Genomic DNA, 18626 nt, shown 5'->3' on the forward strand with positions numbered 1-18626 from the left:
ATCAGGCGACACTTTAAGCCGATCTGGCCAGGATCAACCCACTTTCGCTCGCGGCCTCCAAGCGGATCGCCACGAACTTCGAAGTCGGTGTATGGCTGCCATCCCCAGTACTTTCCAGCGGCACCAGCGGGTTCACTTCCGGATAGTACGCCGCCGCCTGCCCAGCCGGGATATCGAACGCCAGCAGTGTAAAGCCTTTTACCCGGCGCTCAACGCCATCGTCCCAGAGCGAAACAATGTCGGCTTTCTGCCCAGGCTTGAAGCCCAGGCGAATAATGTCGGCTTCATTGACGAACAACACATCACGTTGACCTTTCACTCCGCGATAGCGGTCATTGAGGCCATAGATCGTCGTGTTGTACTGATCGTGGGAGCGCATCGATTGCAGGATCAAGTCCGGCAATTTGCCCGTGGCGCGGGTGCGTTCGTGCACCAGGTCCTTGGGTAATACGTTCGGGCGGAAATTGGCCCGGCCTGAAGCGGTATTCCACTTGCGTGCACCGGCGCTATTGCCCAGGTAAAAGCCGCCCGGATTCTTGATCTTCTCGTTGAAGTCTTTGAAGTTGGGGATGGTGTCGGCGATCAGGTCGCGGATGCGCCTGTAGTCCGCCACCAGCCAGTTCCAGTCCACCGGGTGGTTGCCCAGGGTCGCTGCCGCGATACCGGCAAGAATCGCCGGCTCCGAGCGCATCTGGTTCGACAGCGGTTCCAACTGGCCATTGGAGGCGTGGACCATACTGAACGAGTCCTCGACGGTCACCGCTTGTGGCCCTTCGGTTTGCCGGTCGATATCGGTACGGCCCAGGCACGGCAGGATCAGCGCCTCTTTACCGTGCATCAGATGGCTGCGGTTGAGCTTGGTGCTGATCTGCACGGTCAGGTCGCAGTTGCGCAGGGCCTGGAACGTGCGTGGGCTGTCAGGGGTGGCTTGGGCGAAGTTACCGCCCAGGGCCATAAACACTTTGGCTCGACCTTCGGCCATGGCGTGAATCGCCTCAACCACGTTGTGGCCGTTCCCGCGGGGCACCTTGAACTGGAAACGACGCTCCAGCGCATCGAGGAACGCCACGGGTGGGCGCTCGTTGATGCCCATGGTCCGGTCGCCCTGCACGTTACTGTGGCCACGCACCGGGCACAGGCCAGCACCCGGTCGGCCAATGTTGCCACGCAGCATTTGTAGATTGGCGATTTCCTGGATGGTCGCCACCGAATGGCGATGCTGGGTGATGCCCATGGCCCAGCACATGATGACGCTCTTGCCTTTGGCGTACATGCGCGCCGCTTGCTCGATTTCAACGAGGGACAGGCCTGACTGCTCGACGATCTGCTCCCACGGCGTATCGTCAATGACGGTCAGGTAGTCCAGCACGTTGACGCTGTGTTCATTGAGAAAGGCGTGATCGAACACCGCCGGTGCACCAGCCTTCTGTGCATCGCGCTCCCATTGCAGCAGGAACTTGGCCATGCCGCGCATGATCGCCATGTCGCCACCCAGCGCCGGACGGAAATACGCGGTGTTGGTTGGCCTGTCGCCGTTGGTGAGCATTTCGATCGGGTGTTGCGGGTGCTGGAAGCGTTCCAGGCCCCGTTCTTTGAGCGGGTTGATGCACACCACTTGCGCACCGCGTTTCACCGCCTCACGCAGTGGTTCGAGCATCCGAGGGTGGTTGGTGCCAGGGTTCTGGCCCCAGACGAAAATCGCATCGGCGTGTTCGAAGTCGTCGAAGGTCACAGTGCCTTTGCCGACGCCAACACTCTGCGACAACGCGACACCGCTGGCCTCATGGCACATGTTCGAGCAATCGGGGAAGTTGTTGGTGCCATAGGCGCGCACGAACAATTGATAGAGAAATGCTGCTTCGTTACTGGCGCGCCCCGAGGTGTAGAACTCGGCCTGGTCCGGGCTCGACAGAGCGCGCAGGTGCTTGGCGATCAAGGCAAAGGCATCGTCCCAACTGATGGGGCGGTAGCGGTCGGTTTCGGCGTTGTACACCAACGGCTCGGTCAGGCGGCCTTGGTACTCAAGCCAATAGTCGCTCTGCTCCAACAGCGAGGTGACGCTGTGTTTGGCGAAGAACTTGCCATCGACACGGCGTTTGGTCGCTTCCCAGTTCACCGCTTTGGCGCCGTTCTCGCAGAACGCCACCATGCCGCCTTCCAAAGAATCGCCCCAGGCGCAACCGGGGCAATCGAAGCCGCCGTTCTTGTTGGTCTTGAGCATCATGCGCAGGTTTTTCAGCGCGTTGTCGCTGGTCAACCAGGCCTGGGCGACGCTGATCAGCGCGCCCCAACCGCCGGCCGGGCCTTTGTAGGGTTTATAACGGGGAATGGGTGTCTGGTCGGCTTGACGGTGTTGACTCACGCGTGGTTCTCCAACGCTGGGCTGTAGACCCGCGGCGCATTCTTTTGTGGCAGATGGATGAGATTGAGGTTGTGGCGACGAGCCCATTGCACGGCAAGGCCCGTGGGCGACGACAGGCTGACCAGGGTCTGGATGCCGGCGCGCAACACTTTCTGGATCAATTCGAGACTGCAACGGCTGGTGACAATCACCAGGCCGCCCTCGGTGGGGATGTTGCGACGGATCAAGCCGCCGATCAGCTTGTCGAGGGCGTTATGCCGGCCGATGTCTTCACGTCCGAGCAACAGCTCGCCTTTGTCGTTCATGAACACCGCGGCATGTACTGCGCCGCTGTACTGACCCAGCGGCTGGAACGCGCCGATTCGCTGGCGCAGGCCGTCGAGCCATTCGGCCGGCGGAAGTGGCGCGCCGGGCAGCACGTTGAGCTCTGGCAATGCCTGCTCTACCGCTTCGACACCGCAGAGCCCGCAGCCACTGGTGCCGGCCAGTTGTCGGCGCTGCTGCTTGAGGTTCCAGAAGGCACGGTTGGCGATGGTGACCTGCGCGTATTGCGCGGACCCCGAGCCGCTGAGTTGCAAGTCATAGATGTCGGTGGCGTCCTGGATAATGCCGCTGCCCAGGCTGAATCCGACGATGAAGTCTTCCAGGTCCGTGGGGGTGATCAGCATGACCGCCTGATTGATGCCGTTATAGGAAATCGCCAACGCCACTTCCTCGGCCAACGCAGTGCTGTCCGATTCGCAGGATTCAATATTGCTGTAGCTGTAGGTCTGGCTGGCAGCAGGCGCTGGCGTTTCGGGGGCAGGCGCCGCGCAGGCCGGGCGCTTGTCGTTCATGGCATCACCGACGGTTTTGATCAGCTTTAAGACTAGGCGCGGCAAAGTGTCGCGTCTAATCGCTAATACTGATCTACCGATAGATGCCGTCGATCAACTGCCCGCGAGCGATTGCTGATAAATCGCGAAGCACGCCTCTGCCAATGCTGAACGCGGCGCGCTGCGACGCATGATCAGTCCCAACCGACCGAGCGTCTGGGCGTTTTCGATCGGTTGCAGGCGTAAATCCTCCGTCAGGCCTTCCAGGCTACTGTCCAATGGCATGACGGCGCAGCACAAACCGCCGTGCACGGCTTGTAACAGTTGATGCACGGCATCGGTCTGCAATAAAGGCTGTGGGGTCAAGCCACGACTGTGGAAGTTATGGTCGATGGATTGGCGGAAGTGCATGCCGCTGGTGAGCATGCCCAGTGGCAGCTCGATCAAGGATTCCCAGCTCAACGGCGCCTCGCCGAAAGTGAAGAAGCGCTGATCGTAGAGCAGGCCCATGCGGGTTTCGCTGAAGGTGAGCGATTCGAAGTGGTCGGCGTCCAGGCGTTCCAGGTAAGACACACCAAGGTCCAGGCGATTGTTCGCCAGCTGTTCGAGGATTTGCTCCGAGCTCAGCGAGGAGAGCTCGAAGCGAAGGTTGGGATGCTGTGCGTGCAAGCGTTGCAGCAGTGGCAGTGGGTCGAAGCTCGACAGTGGCACCACCCCCAGACGCAAGGTGCCGACGAGATTGCCTCGACAGGCTGCCGCTTCGGCGTACAAGCCGTCATAAGCCGCCAGCACGGTGCGTGCCCAGGCCAGTACGCGCTCGCCCGGTGCGGTGAATCCTTCGAAGCGCTGACCGCGATTGACCAGTGGTAGATCGAGTTCTTCTTCGAGGCTGCGCAGGCGCATGGACAAGGTCGGTTGAGTGATGTGGCAACGCGCGGCGGCCTGGCCGAAGTGCCGGGTTTCGTCGAGAGCGATGAGGAATTTCAGTTGCTTGATGTCCATCTTCGCTCCTGGGGGACGAGAAAGGTGCGGATTCTATCGTTGGGGCGAAGCGGCGTCATTGGTCGGGTTGGATCCGTGCTTTGCGAGGGTGGTCTAGGCTTTTACGTCTGGACAACTAACTTTCCAGGGAGAGCAAACGATGAGTCTTTTAAGCTTTGTGAAAGAGGCAGGCGAAAAACTGCTGGATTTGTTGACGCCCGGTAATGCCAATGCCAGTGAGCAGTTGAAAGATCACATCAGTAAGGTTGGCCTGGGTAATCCGAATGTACAGGCGACGGTTGATGGCGACAAAGTCACTGTGACCGGCGAGGTAGGCAGTCAGGAGGAGAAAGAAAAAATTCTGCTGGCCGTGGGCAATATTGCCGGCGTCGGCAGTGTGGATGATCAGATCACCGTGACTGGGCCGGTCGTGAAGGCTGCCGTATTTGTCACCGTTGTGAAGGGCGACACCCTCAGCGCCATTTCCAAGCGCGTGTATGGTGATGCCAACCAGTACAACAAGATCTTTGAAGCCAACAAACCAATGCTGTCCCATCCGGACAAGATTTATCCGGGGCAGTCGTTGCGGATTCCCGAGTAGCCTTCAGGACCGCATTCGCGAGCAGGCTCGCTCCCACATTTGATCTGCAATAAACACAGAGTTTGTGCAGGACATCGATCCATTGTGGGAGCGAGCCTGCTCGCGAAGCAGACGCCGCGGTCTCACAGGCCTGCAATCAAATCCCGATAATCCCCCACCGCCGCAAACTCTGCGGTGTCCTTCGGCCCCTTGCGGCTGTCCGGCTCGCTCACGGCCAGCAAATGCGCCACGCCGAAATTCCGCGCACTGCGCAGGATCGGTAACGTGTCGTCGATAAACAAACTGCGCGCCGGGTCGAAATCGATGTCCGCCTGCAATGCTTCCCAGAACTGCGGGTTTTCCTTGGGGAAACCGTAATCGTGAGAGCTGATCAAGCGCTCGAAGTAGGGCGCCAGTTCGATTTTCTCGAGCTTCAATGACAGCGAGTCACGGTGGGCGTTGGTGATCAGCACCACGCGTTTGCCGGCTTGCTTGATGGCGGCCAGAAAGGTGTCCGCGTCCGGGCGCAAGGCAATCAGGTGTGCGGTTTCCAGTTTCAGTTCGCGCACCGGCAGCTTCAACTCGGCACTCCAGAAATCCAGGCAGTACCACTGCAATTGGCCGGCGTTGCGTTCGAACAATGGCTGCAACTCCAGTTCAGCCATGGCCCGGCTCACCCCGTGCAGGTCTGCGTAGCGCTGGGGCAAGTGCTCCAGCCAGAAATGGTTGTCGAAGTGCAGGTCCAACAGCGTGCCGTCCATGTCCAAAAGAACGGTGTCGATGTCGTGCCAAGGCAGCGGGAACATAAAACTTCTCCAGCGATAAAAAAGGTATCCGGGGACAACAATCAGGATAGGCCGGGTATAGTAACCCGCTATCGCTCAGGAGCCGCTCATGCGCCAGAAACCCACCATACTCGCCCGCGAGATCGTCGCCACCAGCCGTTTGTTTTGCGTCGAGGAGCTGAAGCTACGCTTTTCCAATGGTGTGGAGCGCACCTATGAGCGCCTGGTCGGCAAAGGCGCAGGCTATGGCGCGGTGATGATCGTGGCGATGCTCGATGCCGATCACGCGGTGCTGGTGGAAGAGTATTGCGGCGGAACGGATGAATACGAACTGTCGCTGCCCAAGGGCCTGATTGAACCGGGTGAAGATGTGCTGGCGGCGGCGGAGCGTGAACTCAAGGAGGAGGCCGGTTTTGGTGCGCGGCAGCTTGAGCATTTGACGGAACTGTCGTTGTCGCCCGGTTACATGAGCCAGAAGATCCAGATAGTGCTGGCGACCGATTTGTATGAGGAACGACTGGAAGGTGATGAGCCGGAGCCGATGGGCCTGGGCAAAGTCAACCTGCGCGAGTTGTCGGCGCTGGCGCAAAACCCCCAATTCACTGAAGGCCGTGCCTTGGCCGCGTTGTACCTGGCCCGTGACCTGTTGACCCAACGCGGAGTGTTTCTGCCATGAATTTTCCCCATCCATTGATGGCTCCGGTGGTTGAGCTGGCCTTGAAGGCGGGTGACGCGATATTGCCGTTCTGGCGCACGGGTACGGCCGTCACTGCCAAGTCTGACGACTCGCCTGTCACTGCCGCCGACCTGGCCGCTCATCACGTGATTTTGGCAGGGCTCACGGCGCTGGACCCGAGCATCCCGGTGCTGTCCGAGGAAGACGCCGGTATTTCCCAGAGTGTACGGGCCGGGTGGCAGCGCTGGTGGCTGGTAGATCCGCTGGACGGCACCAAGGAATTCATCTCCGGCAGTGAAGAGTTCACCGTCAACATTGCGCTGATCGAGCAAGGGCGTGTGGTGTTTGGCGTGGTTTCGATGCCGACCAATGGGCGCTTCTACGTGGGCGGTTCCGGATTGGGCGCCTGGCGTGGCGACAAGGGTGCCGAGCCGCTGCCGATTCAGGTTCGTGAAGTGCCGCCATCGGATGCCGCGTTCACCGTGGTCGCCAGTCGCCGCCATTCCAGCCCGGAACAGGAACGCCTGCTGGCTGGGTTGAGCGCCAGCCTGGGCGAACTGGAGCTGGCCAATATTGGCAGTTCGCTGAAGTTTTGCCTGTTGGCCGAGGGGGCGGCGGATTGTTATCCGCGTCTGGCACCGACTTCGCAGTGGGACACGGCGGCGGCGCAAGGTGTGCTGGAGGGAGCGGGCGGTGAAGTGCTGGATTTGAATGGTGCGCCGTTCTGTTATCCGGCGCGGGAGTCTCTGCTGAACGAGTTTTTCCTGGCGTTGCCGGCTAAAGCGGCATGGCGGGAGAAACTGCTAGAACTGGCGCGTTCCTGAACCCAACATCATTTTGTGGCGAGGGAGCTTGCTCCCGCTGGGTTGCGCAGCGACCCCAAAACCAGCCACCGCGCAGTATCAGATAGACCTTGTAGCGGGAATTGCGACTGCTGCGCAGTCGAGCGGGAGCAAGCTCCCTCGCCACAGGTGTTGTGCAGGTTCTGATAATTACCGGTGCAGGACGTACTGCCCGACAAACCTCACCGCATCCTCATCGCTCCCCGCATTCACCACCCGCGTAGGCAAGGTCAACCGTGCCCGCCCATAGCGCTGATACATCGCCAGGAACTTCTTCCACACCTGTGCACTGGGTGCCTGGCAAATGGCGTGTGCATCGCCGGTCACCGGCAGCGGGTAGTTGATCTGTCCTTCCTGGATCACGATGTGTCCGTCCGTGATGCCTTCTTCTTTCAGGCGCAAATGCAGCCAGCCCCAACCGGCCAGCACCGCGCCGCAATAGAGGCTGCCGCCGAACATGGTGCTCTTGTGGTTGACGTTGGCCTCCAGCGGCAAGTGCAGACGCAGTTGCTGGTCGTGCCAGTCGAGCACTTTGAGGCCCATGTCCCGGGTGAGGGGAATGTCGTGGTGGAGGATGGATTCCAGTTGACGACTGTCGCGGCTCATTCAGTGGCCTCTATGTGGTGGTGGCTCAATCGAGTTCATCGGTGTGGCTGGCGGCGCCGCTGTCGGCGAAGCTCAGGCCATGCTTGCGCAGTTTGTCGTGCAGGGTCTTGCGCGGAATGCCGAGGGCTTCGGCGACGCTGCGCACCGAGCTGTGGGAGCGCGCCAGTTCCGCGGCAATCAGGGTTTTTTCGAAGTTTTCCACCTGTTCGCTCAGGCCACCGCTGACCACGTCTACCACCGTACCGGTGGTGCCTTGCGATTCGCTGTTGTCCAGCGCCAGTTCCAGGCCGAGGGCGAAGCGTTCGGCGGCGTTTTGCAGCTCGCGCACGTTGCCCGGCCAGGCGTGGCGCAGCAGCAGGGCGCGTTGGCCGGGTTGCAGCTCATGGGGCGGCAAGCCGTGACGGGTGCTGGCCTCGTCGGCGAAATGCTGGAACAGCACCAACGCATCTTCACCTCGCTCACGCAGCGGCGGAATGCGCAGTGGCGCGACGTTGAGGCGGTAATACAAGTCGGCGCGGAAGCGGCCCTGATCGGCGGCCTGGCGCAGGTCTTCCTTGGTGGCGGCGATGATGCGGATATCCAGCGGAATCAGCTGATTGCCACCCAGGCGCTCGACCACCCGTTCTTGCAGCAAACGCAGCAATTTCACCTGCACGTCCAGGCTCATGCTTTCGATTTCATCGAGGAACAGCGTGCCGCCGTTGGCGAACTCGAACTTGCCGATGCGTCGTTTCTGTGCACCCGTGAAGGCGCCCGGCTCATGACCAAACAACTCGCTCTCGACCACCGACTCGGCCAGCGCCCCGGCGTTGATCGCCACGAACGGACCGTTCCTGCGGCTCGATAAATCGTGCAGCGCCCGGGCCACCACTTCTTTACCGGCGCCGGTCTCGCCGAGGATCAGCACGTCGGCCTTGGTCGCCGCCAGGGCGCCGATTTGCTCGCGCAGGCGCAGCATCGAAGGTGATTGCCCGACCAGACGGGTACTCAACTCATTGCGATCGCTCAGGGCCAGGCGCAGGCTGCGGTTATCCAACACCAAGCGGCGCAAGGCGAGGGCACGGCGCACGCTGTCGAGCAGGGCGTCGCTGGCGAAGGGTTTTTCCAGAAAGTCGTAGGCACCGGCGCGCATGGCTTGCACTGCCAGCGGCACGTCGCCATGGCCGGTGATCAGCAGCACCGGCAACTCCGGGTCCTGGGCGTGTAGCTCGGTCAGCAATTCGAGACCGTCCATGCCGGGCATACGAATGTCACTGACCACAACGCCCGGCCAGTCGCGCTCCAGTTGCCCGGCCAGGCCCTTGGCTTCGGCCAGCGGCAGGATTTTCAGACCGGCCAGATCGAGCGTCTGGCCCAGGGCCTGGCGCAGGTGGGGATCATCGTCGATCAACACGACCTGGATGCGATTGTCGATGGTCATGCACTTCGGTCCTCGGACGGTTGCAGGCTCACACCCGGCGCGCCTGCGCGCAGTTTCAGGGTAATCAGGGCGCCGCCCTCCTTGTGGTTGGCGAACGACAGTTCACCGCCGAAGGCGCGCATCAGGGTTTCGCAAATCGCCAGTCCCAATCCAAGCCCCTGGGTCCGGGTCTTGGTGGTGTAGAACGGCTCGCTGGCACGACCAAGAGCCTCCATGCAGAAACCGGGGCCATTGTCGCGAATGTACAGATTGACGCCATCGGCGGTGGATTGGGCACTCAACCAGAGTTTACGTGGCGGGCCTTTTTCCGTCAGGGCGTCCAGGGCGTTGGCCAGTAGATTGCCGAGTACTTGGCGCAGGCGGGTTTCCCCGGCCTCGACCCACAAGGTCGCGGCGGGCAAGTCGCGGATCAATTCGACTTCCATGCTGCGCCGGCGCTTGGCCAGCAACGCCAGCGCGTCGTCCAGCGCCGGTTGCAGGGCCACGCTTTCCGGGGCGTGGCGATCGCGCCGGGCAAAGGCGCGCAAGTGGGCGATGATCGAGGCCATGCGCCCGGTCAGTTCGCTGATCAGCTTGAGGTTGCCCCGGGCATCATCGGTGCGCTGGTGGTCGAGCAGCACTTCGGCGTTTTCCGCATAACTGCGAATGGCGGCCAGTGGTTGGTTAAGTTCGTGGCTGATGCTCGCCGACATCGTCCCCAGGGCCGACAGTTTGCCGGCCTGAACCAGATCATCCTGGGCGCGCACCAGTTCTTGCTGGGCTTGTTCGCGCTCCAGCACTTCCTGTTTCAGTCGACGGTTGAGGCCTTCCAGATCGCTGGTGCGTTCGGCGACCCGCCCTTCGAGTTCGCGCCGGGCCTTGGCTTCGAAGGCGATCCGTTCCAGGTAATGACGGCGGCGCTGCATCATCAAGCCAAGCAGCAACATCACAACCAACAACATCGCGCCTCCGACGGCCACCACCGTGCGCACGGGGCGGTCTATCAGCGTGCGGGGGGCGAGGATGCTGACATTCCAGCCGGTTTCGGCAATGGCCTGGGTTTGGGTCAGCCAGGCATTGGGGTTGAGCTTCAGCGGCTTCGGATCGCGGGTCGGGTAGGGCTGGATCGCGCTGATGGCCTTGCGCTCGTCTTCACTTAACGGGCGGGTCGAGCGGAAGCGCCATTCAGGCCGCGACGTGAGGATGACCACGCCGTTGTGATCGGTCAGCAGCAGTTGTTCGGGGGTTTTGCCCCAGAGACTTTCGGTGTGGTCGAGGTCAACCTTGACCACCAGCACCCCGGTGATTTTCTCGCCGCTGCGCACGGCCGCAGCGAAGAAGTAACCCCGTTTGGCGGACGTGGTGCCGAGCCCGAAAAACCGTCCCAGCCGCCCGGCCATGGCTTCACTGAAGTACGGCCTGAACGAAAAATTGCGCCCGACAAAACTGTCGTGCTTGTCCCAGTTGGAGGCCGCCAGGGTCTTGCCCGTGGTGTCCATCAGGTACATGACTTCGGCGCCGGTCTGGGTGCTGATGTTTTTTAACAGGCGGTTGGCGTTGCCCTGGGTGACGCCATCATCCGGCGCACCAAGCACGGCACGCAGGGCCGGCAGGTCGCCGAGGATCTGCGGCAGCACTTCATAGCGGTGCAGGGTGCCCAGCAGGTTGGCGACGTAGAGGTCGAGGGTCTGGCGGTTCTGCCCAGCCAGTTCGCTGCGGTAGTAGCGCTCGGCCAAATGCTCCAGTGGCCACAGCAACGGTGCCAGGCACAGTGCGAGCAGGGCCAGGCTGCGCCAGCGGGGTCTGCGGGGGAGGGTCGGAGTCATGAGCATCGAACGCCTGTGGGTACGGGCACATTATGCCTAGGCTTGCTGGCGCAGTCTGCGAACCGTTGATGCCGCCGGTTGTTCATCTGGCAGGTGAAGGAGGGGGGTTGCGTATCGGCTCGCGCAGTGGCGATATAGGCGCCTAATAAATTTAACACCTTCATTGAAGAGGTTTGTTCCATGCCGCTCGCCACGTTGATTCATCGCGCCAGTTTGCCCAGTCCGCAGGTCTCTGCGGAACAAGCGCTTGAGCTGTTGCAGGAGCATTACGGGCTGGGCGGTCGGTTGCAGGCCCTGGGCAGCCAGCAGGATCTGAACTACCGCGTCGACAGCGAGCAGGGTCGTTTTGTCCTGAAAATCTGCCGGGGCGATTATTCGGCGCTGGAGTTGCAGGCCCAACATGCCGGGCTCAAGCATTTGGCGCAGCACCCTGACGTGCACGTGCCGCGAGTGATTCCGGCGAAGAACGGTGCAGACCTGCTGTCTCTGGACGTCGGCGGCCAAGCGGTGCATGTGCGCCTGCTGGATTACATCGAGGGGCAGTCCTTGACGCATCTCGACCATTTCAATCGCACTGTAGTGGCCGGCTTCGGTCGCTTGTGTGGCGAGATGGACCTGGCGCTGGCAGATTTCGATCATCCGGGGCTGGAGCGTACGTTGCAGTGGGACGCGCGCCACGCACAGGCACTGATCGCACATTTGTTGCCGGTCATCCAGGATGACGCCCAGCGCAAACTGATTGCCGAAGCGGCGGAACGCGCCGAGCGTCACTTGCAAGCCTTGGTGGACAAGTTGCCGGTCCAGGCGATCCACATGGACATCACCGACGACAACGTGGTGTGGCAGCGCGATGCCGAGCGTCAATGGCAGTTGCAAGGCGTGATCGATTTTGGCGACTTGATCCGCACCTGGCGCATCACCGATCTGTCGGTGACCTGCGCTGCGTTGCTGCACCATGGCGATGGCGATCCCTTCTGCATATTGCCGGCGGTGCAGGCTTATCACGCGGTCAATCCGCTAACCCATGAAGAACTGCTGGCACTGTGGCCGCTGATCGTCGCCCGTGCGGCGGTGCTGGTGCTCAGCGGTGAGCAGCAGGTCAGCATTGATCCGGGTAACCAGTACAGTCGCGACAATCTCACTCATGAGTGGGAGATTTTCCGCGTGGCGACCTCGGTGCCGTTGGCGCTGATGGACGCCGCCATTCTGAGCGCGGTCGGTCAGTCTTTGCCGGGCATCGTCAGCGAAGGTTTCGCGCCGCTGCTGCCGAGCCTGGTGGGGCGTGAATTTGCCTTGATTGATCTGGGCGTGCTCAGCCCGCACTTCGAGGCGGGCAACTGGGAGCAGGAAGGTGTTGACCAGCGCCTGTTGGACGAGGCCGCTGCAGTCCATGGTTTGGCGGCCAGCCGTTATGGACAATACCGTCTGTCCCGTACCCGGCCAGACAGCGCCATCGAGCCGGACACTTGCCCACTGCACGTCGAATTGCGCGTGCCCGATGGCACTACGGTCGAGGCGCCGTTTGCCGGGGTCCTGCACCAGCCGCTACCGGGCGTGTTGCAACTGGATGGCCCGCAATTGAGCGTGCGCCTGTCGGGTGTGACTCCATCGCTGCACGCAGGCGCCGCACTGGTCAAAGGCCAGGTGCTGGGTACAGTCAGCGGGCCGTTGATCGTGCAGTTGTGCCGGGGAGCGTCATTCTCCGCACCACTGTTTTGCACGCCTTCCCGCGCGGCGGCCTGGCAAGCGCTGTGCCCGTCACCGGCGGCGCTGCTGGGACTGGCTTGTGATGCTGAACAGGAACTCGACGCGACCACCTTGCTGGCCCGTCGCGACGCCAGTTTCGCCCGTACGCAAAAACACTATTACGTCGACCCGCCGCGCATCGAACGTGGCTGGCGCAACCACCTGATCGACATGCAGGGCCGCTCCTACCTCGACATGCTCAACAACGTTGCAGTGCTCGGTCACGGCCATCCGCGCATGGCCGCGGTCGCCAGCCGACAGTGGTCGCTGCTTAACACCAACTCTCGGTTCAACTACGCGGCAGTCGCTGAGTTTTCCGAGCGCCTGCTGAAGCTGGCGCCCGACTCCATGGACCGCGTGTTCCTGGTCAACAGCGGCAGCGAGGCCAATGACCTGGCGATCCGCCTGGCCTGGGCCTACAGCGGCGGGCGCGACATGCTCAGCGTGCTAGAGGCCTATCACGGCTGGACCGTGGGCGCGGATGCGGTGTCGACCTCGATTGCCGACAACCCCAAGGCGTTGGAAAGCCGTCCGGACTGGGTGCATCCGGTGACGGCGCCGAACACCTATCGCGGCGAATTCCGTGGCCCGGACAGCGCGCCGGATTATGTGCGCAGCGTCGAGCACAACCTGGCGAAAATCGCCGAGCAAAAGCGCCAACTGGCAGGCTTCATCTGCGAGCCGGTGTACGGCAATGCTGGCGGCATCTCGCTGCCGGCGGGCTACTTGAAAGAGGTCTATGCCAAGGTGCGCGCCCAGGGGGGCGTGTGCATCGCCGACGAAGTGCAGGTCGGCTACGGTCGCATGGGCCATTTCTTCTGGGGTTTCGAAGAGCAGGGCGTAGTGCCGGACATCATCACCATGGCCAAGGGCATGGGTAACGGCCAGCCGCTGGGCGCGGTGATCACTCGCCGGGAAATCGCCGAAGCGCTGGAGGCCGAGGGTTACTTCTTCTCGTCGGCCGGTGGCAGTCCGGTCAGTTGCCAAATCGGCATGGCGGTGCTGGATGTGATGGAAGAAGAAAAGCTTTGGGAAAACGCACAAATCGTCGGCGGGTATTTCAAGGAACGGCTTGAAGCGCTGATCGATATTCATCCATTAGTGGGCGCGGTACATGGTTCCGGTTTCTATCTGGGCGTGGAGTTGATCCGCAACCGCGAAACCCTGGAGCCGGCGACCGAAGAAACCACCGCGTTGTGCAACCGCTTGCGCGACCTGGGCATCTTCATGCAGCCGACCGGCGATTACCTGAACGTGCTCAAGATCAAACCGCCGATGGTCACGTCGCGCCAGAGCGTGGATTTCTTTGTGGACATGCTGTCGAAGGTGCTCTCGGAAGACCTGTAAACATATACCCCTTGTGGGAGCGAGCCTGCTCGCGAAGGCGATTGTACAGTCGACATCGATGCTGACTGGCACACCGCTTTCGCGAGCAGGCTCGCTTCCACAGTGTTTTTGCCGGGTATAAAATTCGATTGTTATCGGAATTAAGTGCGGATTTTAAGATGGAAGGCAAATATATCGCTTCAAAAGCCGATTTTTATCGGATATAAAGTCGCCAATGCCAGGGCGCGGATTAGCCATGCCCGACCGTTACGCACTTGCCCGGAGATGATCCATGAGCCGTATCGTTACCGTTGCCGCCACCCAGATGGCCTGTTCCTGGGACCTTGAAGGCAACATCGAGGTCGCTGAAAGACTGGTCCGTGAAGCCGCCGCCAAAGGCGCGCAGATCATTCTGATCCAGGAACTGTTCGAGGCGCCGTACTTCTGCCAGAAGCCGAATCCGGACTACCTGCAACTGGCCACGTCGGTGGAAGACAACGTGGCGATCAAGCATTTCCAGAAAGTCGCCAAAGAGCTTGAAGTGGTGTTGCCCATCAGCTTCTACGAGCGGGCGGGCCGTGCGCGTTTCAACAGCATCGCGATCATCGACGCCGACGGCAGCAACCTCGGGGTTTATCGGAAAAGCCACATCCCGGACGGCCCTGGCTATCACGAGAAGTACTACTTCAACCCGGGCGATACCGGCTTCAAAGTGTGGAACACCCGCTATGCGAAAATCGGCGTGGGCATCTGCTGGGACCAGTGGTTCCCTGAGGCTGCGCGCAGCATGGCGCTGCAAGGCGCGGAAATCCTGTTCTACCCGACTGCCATCGGCAGCGAGCCACACGACAAGACCATTTCCTCCCGCGATCACTGGCAGCGCGTGCAACAAGGCCATGCCGGCGCTAACCTGATGCCGCTGATCGCCAGTAACCGCATCGGCAACGAAGAACAAGACGGCTACGACATCACCTTTTATGGTTCGTCGTTTATCGCCAACCAGTTCGGCGAGAAGGTGCAGGAGCTCAATGAAACCGAAGAAGGCATTCTGGTTCACACCTTTGACCTCGACCAACTCGAACACATCCGCAGCGCGTGGGGCTCGTTCCGTGACCGTCGTCCGAACCTGTACGGCGCGCTGAAAACCCTCGACGGCACCCTGGAGTCCTGATCGACATGACCACTTTGAAAAGCACCCCTCGCGCAGACGGCTTCTACATGCCGGCCGAGTGGGCACCCCAGACCCAGACCTGGATGATCTGGCCCGAGCGTCCGGACAACTGGCGCCTGGGCGGCAAGCCAGCGCAAGCCGCGCACGTCGCGGTAGCCAAGGCGATCGCCCGTTTCGAACCGGTCACCGTGGCGGTATCCGCCGGCCAGTACGAAAACGCTCGTGCCCGCCTGGACGTGCCGAACATCCGTGTGGTGGAAATGTCCAGCGATGACGCTTGGGTCCGGGATACCGGCCCGACATTCGTCATCAATAACAGCGGCGAAGTCCGTGGCGTGAACTGGGACTTCAATTCCTGGGGTGGTTTTGACGGCGGCCTGTATTCGCCGTGGAACCGTGACTCCCAGGTGGGCGGCAAGATCCTCGAAATCGAGCGCAGCCCACGCTACCGCACCGAAGGCTTCGTGCTCGAAGGCGGTTCCATTCACGTGGATGGCGAAGGCACGCTGATCACCACCGAAGAATGCCTGCTCAACCGCAATCGCAATCCGCACCTCAACCGTGCCGAAATCGAAGCGGTGCTGAAAGACAATCTGGCTGTGGATAAGATCATCTGGCTGCCGGACGGTCTGTTCAACGACGAAACCGACGGCCATGTGGATAACTTCTGCTGCTACGTGCGTCCGGGCGAAGTGCTGCTGGCGTGGACCGACGACCCGAAGGACCCGAATTACCCGCGCTGCCAGGCAGCGATGAAAGTGCTGCAAAGCAGCACCGACGCCAAGGGACGCCCGTTTACAGTGCACAAAATGCCGATTCCGGGGCCGTTGTACGCGACCGAAGAAGAATGCGCCGGCGTCGATCCGGTCGATGGCACTCAGGAGCGCAATCCGTCTGTGCGTCTGGCCGGTTCCTACGTGAACTTCTTGATCGTCAATGGCGGCATCATTGCGCCGAGCTTCGACGATCCACTGGATGGTCCGGCCAAGGAAATCCTGCAGTCGCTGTTTCCGCAACACGAAGTGGTCATGGTTCCCGGCCGCGAACTGTTACTGGGTGGCGGTAACATTCACTGCCTTACCCAACAGCAGCCAGCGCCGCACAAGGAATGAGTGAGCTCGTAACAGCCTGAGTTGATTGCGAAAAAAATCAGGCAAACGTTTTCGTTCATAGCCTCGCATACAGCCCGCATTCCGTAAGGATTGCGGGCTTTTTTGTATCGGTTTCCCAACAATTCAGACACGTTGGCATAGCTCTTGTATCGCTTCGTGGGCAACACGGGGAGGGGGGAGAACTTAGTCGTTCTGTCATAAACCTTGGATAAGTTAGGCCGCTCACAAACCAGGAGAGAGCGCTGAAATGAACGCCGAAGTGAATGTGGTGAGCGAGCGGGCGTTGCATCCCCTGGCAGTCAATGGTGAATCGCTCCAGATCCTGGCGCACTGGTTCAAGTCCAATGGAACGCGTCCGATCAGCGAGACTGATCCGCGCCGGACGATGATCGAGCGCTACCCCGCTGGTTTATTCAGCGAAGCGGAACTGGAAGCGTTGTGGGATGTGATGGAAGGATAAGAAGAAAAACAACGGATTGATCAAACGAAAGCGCTGCCGGGATGGCAGCGCTTTTTTATGGGCGCAAGATTTGTAGTTGCCTTTGCCTATTGTGGGAGCGAGCCTGCTCGCGGAGGTGGACTGATCGTCAACATCGATGTTGATTTGATGCCCTCTTCGCGAGCAGGCTCGCTCCCACAGCTTTTCCAGCTTTTCTTATGTCGCAACACGTTAAAAGTTGAACATTTCTGCTACGTAAAGGTTTTTCTTAGACGCTTTTTAGCTAATTACAGACGATTCATGAAATTGACACATCATTAAGGGCGCGGCTACGATTCGGCCAACGCCTGTGGCAGACCGCCACGACTCCCAAAATAATAAAAAGGCCCGCCGCGATTAATCGTGGGCGGGCTTTTTTGATTGCGGAATGAAAAAAGAGCGCAAAAGTGCCGTTTCAGTCGTTCGACACAGCGCGTTTCAACCCGTAATAAGGAAAACAAAATGTTGAACAAGCGAATCAGCCTGATCGCTCTGGGGATTTTGAGCGCTTCACAGGCCATGGCTAACGACCAGGCCGAATCCAAGGGTTTTGTCGAAGACAGCAGCCTCAAAGTGTTGCTGCGCAACGCCTACATGAACCGTGATTACAAGGACGGTAAAGACGATAAATCCGAGTGGGGTCAAGCCGCCATCGGTACGTTCTCGTCCGGTTTCACCCAAGGCACCATCGGTGTGGGCGTGGATGCCTTCGGCCTGTACGCACTCAATCTGGAGCGCAACGAAGGCCGTAGCGGCGCGCAAGGTATCGACTTCTTCAAACAAGGCAATAGCGGCGAGCCGGCTGACGATCTCGCCAAGGCTGGCGCCGCCGTTAAATTCCGTCTCTCCAGCACCACCCTGACCTATGGTGACCAGATGCCGGCCCTGCCGGTGCTGAGCTACGACAACGGGCGTCTGCTGCCGGAAAGCTTTACCGGTACGCTGATCACCTCCAAGGAGATCAAGGGCCTGCAACTGGATGCTGGTCGTTTCACCGCCGAATCGCGTAAAAGTGCCGAGGGCCATGACAGTGGTGGCCTGAAGTCGATCAACGTGTTGGGCGGCAGCTACCAGTTCACCGAACAGTTCAAGGCTGCGCTGTACGCGTCCGACGTTGAAGACGTGTTGAAGAAGCAGTACGTCAACGCCAACTACGTGTTCCCGCTGGCCAAGGATCAATCCCTGACCCTGGACTTCAACGGCTATCGCACCAAGCTGGACGATGCTTACGAGCGCGAACTCGGCGCTACCGGCGACGACAACAAGATCTGGAGCCTGGCAGCCATCTTCGCCACCGGCCCACACACGTTCACCCTCGCGCACCAACGCAGCACCGGTGACAGCAACCTGGGCTACCCGTACGGTGGTTACCAGAAAGACCAGAACCGCGTCGGCGACGGTGGCAACACCATCTACCTGGCCAACTCCTACTGGTCTGACTTCAACGCCGAAGACGAACGCAGCTGGCAGCTGGGCTACGGCCTGGACTTCAGCACCTTCGGTGTTCCGGGCCTGAGCTACAACTTCGCCTACGTGCGCGGTGACAACATCACCACCTCCACCAGCGAAGGCGGTACCGAGCGCGAAATCTTCAACCAGTTCAAGTACGTCGTACAAAGTGGCCCGGCCAAAGACCTGAGCGTGAAACTGCGCAGCTCGATCCTGCGTGTGTCGCAGAAGTCGAGCGAGTACAACGTCAGCGGTAACGAAGTGAGAGTGTTCGTGGATTACCCGATCAACATTTTCTGATGATCGGTTGCGATATCGAGGCCTGATTCAAGGCTGGGAAAAAAGAAACCCCGACGTGTTCGGGGTTTTTTTATGGACGCTACAAGGCTCTGGCCTGCCCCTCAGGAAGAAATCAGTTGTTTGAAAGCGTCAATGTGCATCACTTCGAATGCTCAAAATGAGCATGCCTGAT

The 18626-nt window shown here is 60.4% G+C and carries 15 protein-coding genes; 8 read left to right on the forward strand and 7 right to left on the reverse strand.

Translation table 11 applies throughout. From position 1 onward, the window contains the following. Positions 1–13 precede the first annotated feature (13 nt). From ACSFE6_RS12230 to ACSFE6_RS12240, 3 genes are all read right to left on the reverse strand, one after another. Entirely contained in the window at positions 14–2362 is a 2349-nt protein-coding gene (locus ACSFE6_RS12230) for an FdhF/YdeP family oxidoreductase (RefSeq protein WP_435427847.1), read from the reverse strand. After that, entirely contained in the window at positions 2359–3198 is an 840-nt protein-coding gene (gene fdhD, locus ACSFE6_RS12235; protein WP_435427848.1) for a formate dehydrogenase accessory sulfurtransferase FdhD, read from the reverse strand. Before fdhD ends, ACSFE6_RS12230 begins: the two co-directional genes overlap by 4 nt. A gap of 93 nt (positions 3199–3291) precedes the next feature. Further along, positions 3292–4179, reverse strand: coding sequence for a LysR family transcriptional regulator (locus tag ACSFE6_RS12240; RefSeq protein ID WP_435427849.1), 888 nt, complete (start codon positions 4177–4179; stop codon positions 3292–3294). 139 nt (positions 4180–4318) lie between these two features. Here ACSFE6_RS12240 and lysM point away from each other — a divergent pair, with 139 nt between their 5' ends. Continuing rightward, positions 4319–4759: a peptidoglycan-binding protein LysM gene (gene lysM / locus ACSFE6_RS12245; RefSeq protein ID WP_433768067.1), complete on the forward strand. Its 441-nt coding sequence runs from the start codon at positions 4319–4321 to the stop codon at positions 4757–4759. Between the two features lie 122 nt (positions 4760–4881). On the opposite strand, the gene yrfG is transcribed toward lysM, so the two are convergent. Beyond that, complete coding sequence (gene yrfG / locus ACSFE6_RS12250; protein ID WP_435427850.1) at positions 4882–5544, reverse strand: GMP/IMP nucleotidase; 663 nt, start codon at positions 5542–5544, stop codon at positions 4882–4884. Positions 5545–5632: 88 nt separating this feature from the next. Here yrfG and nudE point away from each other — a divergent pair, with 88 nt between their 5' ends. Then, positions 5633–6199 (forward strand): ADP compounds hydrolase NudE, encoded by a 567-nt coding sequence (gene nudE / locus ACSFE6_RS12255; protein WP_435427851.1) that lies wholly within the window; start codon positions 5633–5635, stop codon positions 6197–6199. Then, positions 6196–7023, forward strand: coding sequence for a 3'(2'),5'-bisphosphate nucleotidase CysQ (cysQ, locus tag ACSFE6_RS12260; protein ID WP_435427852.1), 828 nt, complete (start codon positions 6196–6198; stop codon positions 7021–7023). The genes nudE and cysQ overlap by 4 nt, the downstream gene beginning before the upstream one ends. A 168-nt stretch (positions 7024–7191) precedes the next feature. Here cysQ and ACSFE6_RS12265 read toward each other — a convergent pair whose 3' ends face one another. Genes ACSFE6_RS12265 through ACSFE6_RS12275 form a run of 3 tightly spaced genes read right to left on the reverse strand, consistent with a single transcriptional unit; the run spans position 7192 to position 10872 of the window. Then, a complete protein-coding gene (locus tag ACSFE6_RS12265) occupies positions 7192–7647 on the reverse strand; it encodes a YiiD C-terminal domain-containing protein (protein WP_435427853.1) in 456 nt (151 codons plus the stop codon). Positions 7648–7672: 25 nt separating this feature from the next. Beyond that, complete coding sequence (locus ACSFE6_RS12270) at positions 7673–9067, reverse strand: sigma-54-dependent transcriptional regulator (protein WP_435427854.1); 1395 nt, start codon at positions 9065–9067, stop codon at positions 7673–7675. Next, complete coding sequence (locus ACSFE6_RS12275; protein WP_435427855.1) at positions 9064–10872, reverse strand: sensor histidine kinase; 1809 nt, start codon at positions 10870–10872, stop codon at positions 9064–9066. The genes ACSFE6_RS12270 and ACSFE6_RS12275 overlap by 4 nt, the downstream gene beginning before the upstream one ends. A gap of 180 nt (positions 10873–11052) precedes the next feature. Here ACSFE6_RS12275 and ACSFE6_RS12280 point away from each other — a divergent pair, with 180 nt between their 5' ends. The 5 genes from ACSFE6_RS12280 (at position 11053) to ACSFE6_RS12300 (ending at position 18454) form a co-directional block, all read left to right on the forward strand. Then, positions 11053–13965, forward strand: coding sequence for an aminotransferase (locus ACSFE6_RS12280; protein ID WP_435427856.1), 2913 nt, complete (start codon positions 11053–11055; stop codon positions 13963–13965). Positions 13966–14236: 271 nt separating this feature from the next. Beyond that, positions 14237–15115, forward strand: coding sequence for an N-carbamoylputrescine amidase (gene aguB / locus ACSFE6_RS12285; RefSeq protein WP_435427857.1), 879 nt, complete (start codon positions 14237–14239; stop codon positions 15113–15115). 5 nt (positions 15116–15120) lie between these two features. Further along, complete coding sequence (aguA, locus tag ACSFE6_RS12290; protein WP_435427858.1) at positions 15121–16227, forward strand: agmatine deiminase; 1107 nt, start codon at positions 15121–15123, stop codon at positions 16225–16227. A 247-nt stretch (positions 16228–16474) separates the two neighbouring features. Beyond that, complete coding sequence (locus ACSFE6_RS12295; protein ID WP_435427859.1) at positions 16475–16687, forward strand: hypothetical protein; 213 nt, start codon at positions 16475–16477, stop codon at positions 16685–16687. A 480-nt stretch (positions 16688–17167) separates the two neighbouring features. Then, the gene (locus ACSFE6_RS12300; protein WP_435427860.1) at positions 17168–18454 is read left to right on the forward strand and encodes an OprD family porin; all 1287 of its coding nucleotides are present in this window, start codon (positions 17168–17170) and stop codon (positions 18452–18454) included. The last annotated feature ends 172 nt before the right edge of the window (positions 18455–18626 follow it).

Origin of the sequence: Pseudomonas baetica, assembly GCF_051216495.1 — a bacterium.
Classification (GTDB): domain Bacteria; phylum Pseudomonadota; class Gammaproteobacteria; order Pseudomonadales; family Pseudomonadaceae; genus Aquipseudomonas; species Aquipseudomonas baetica_B.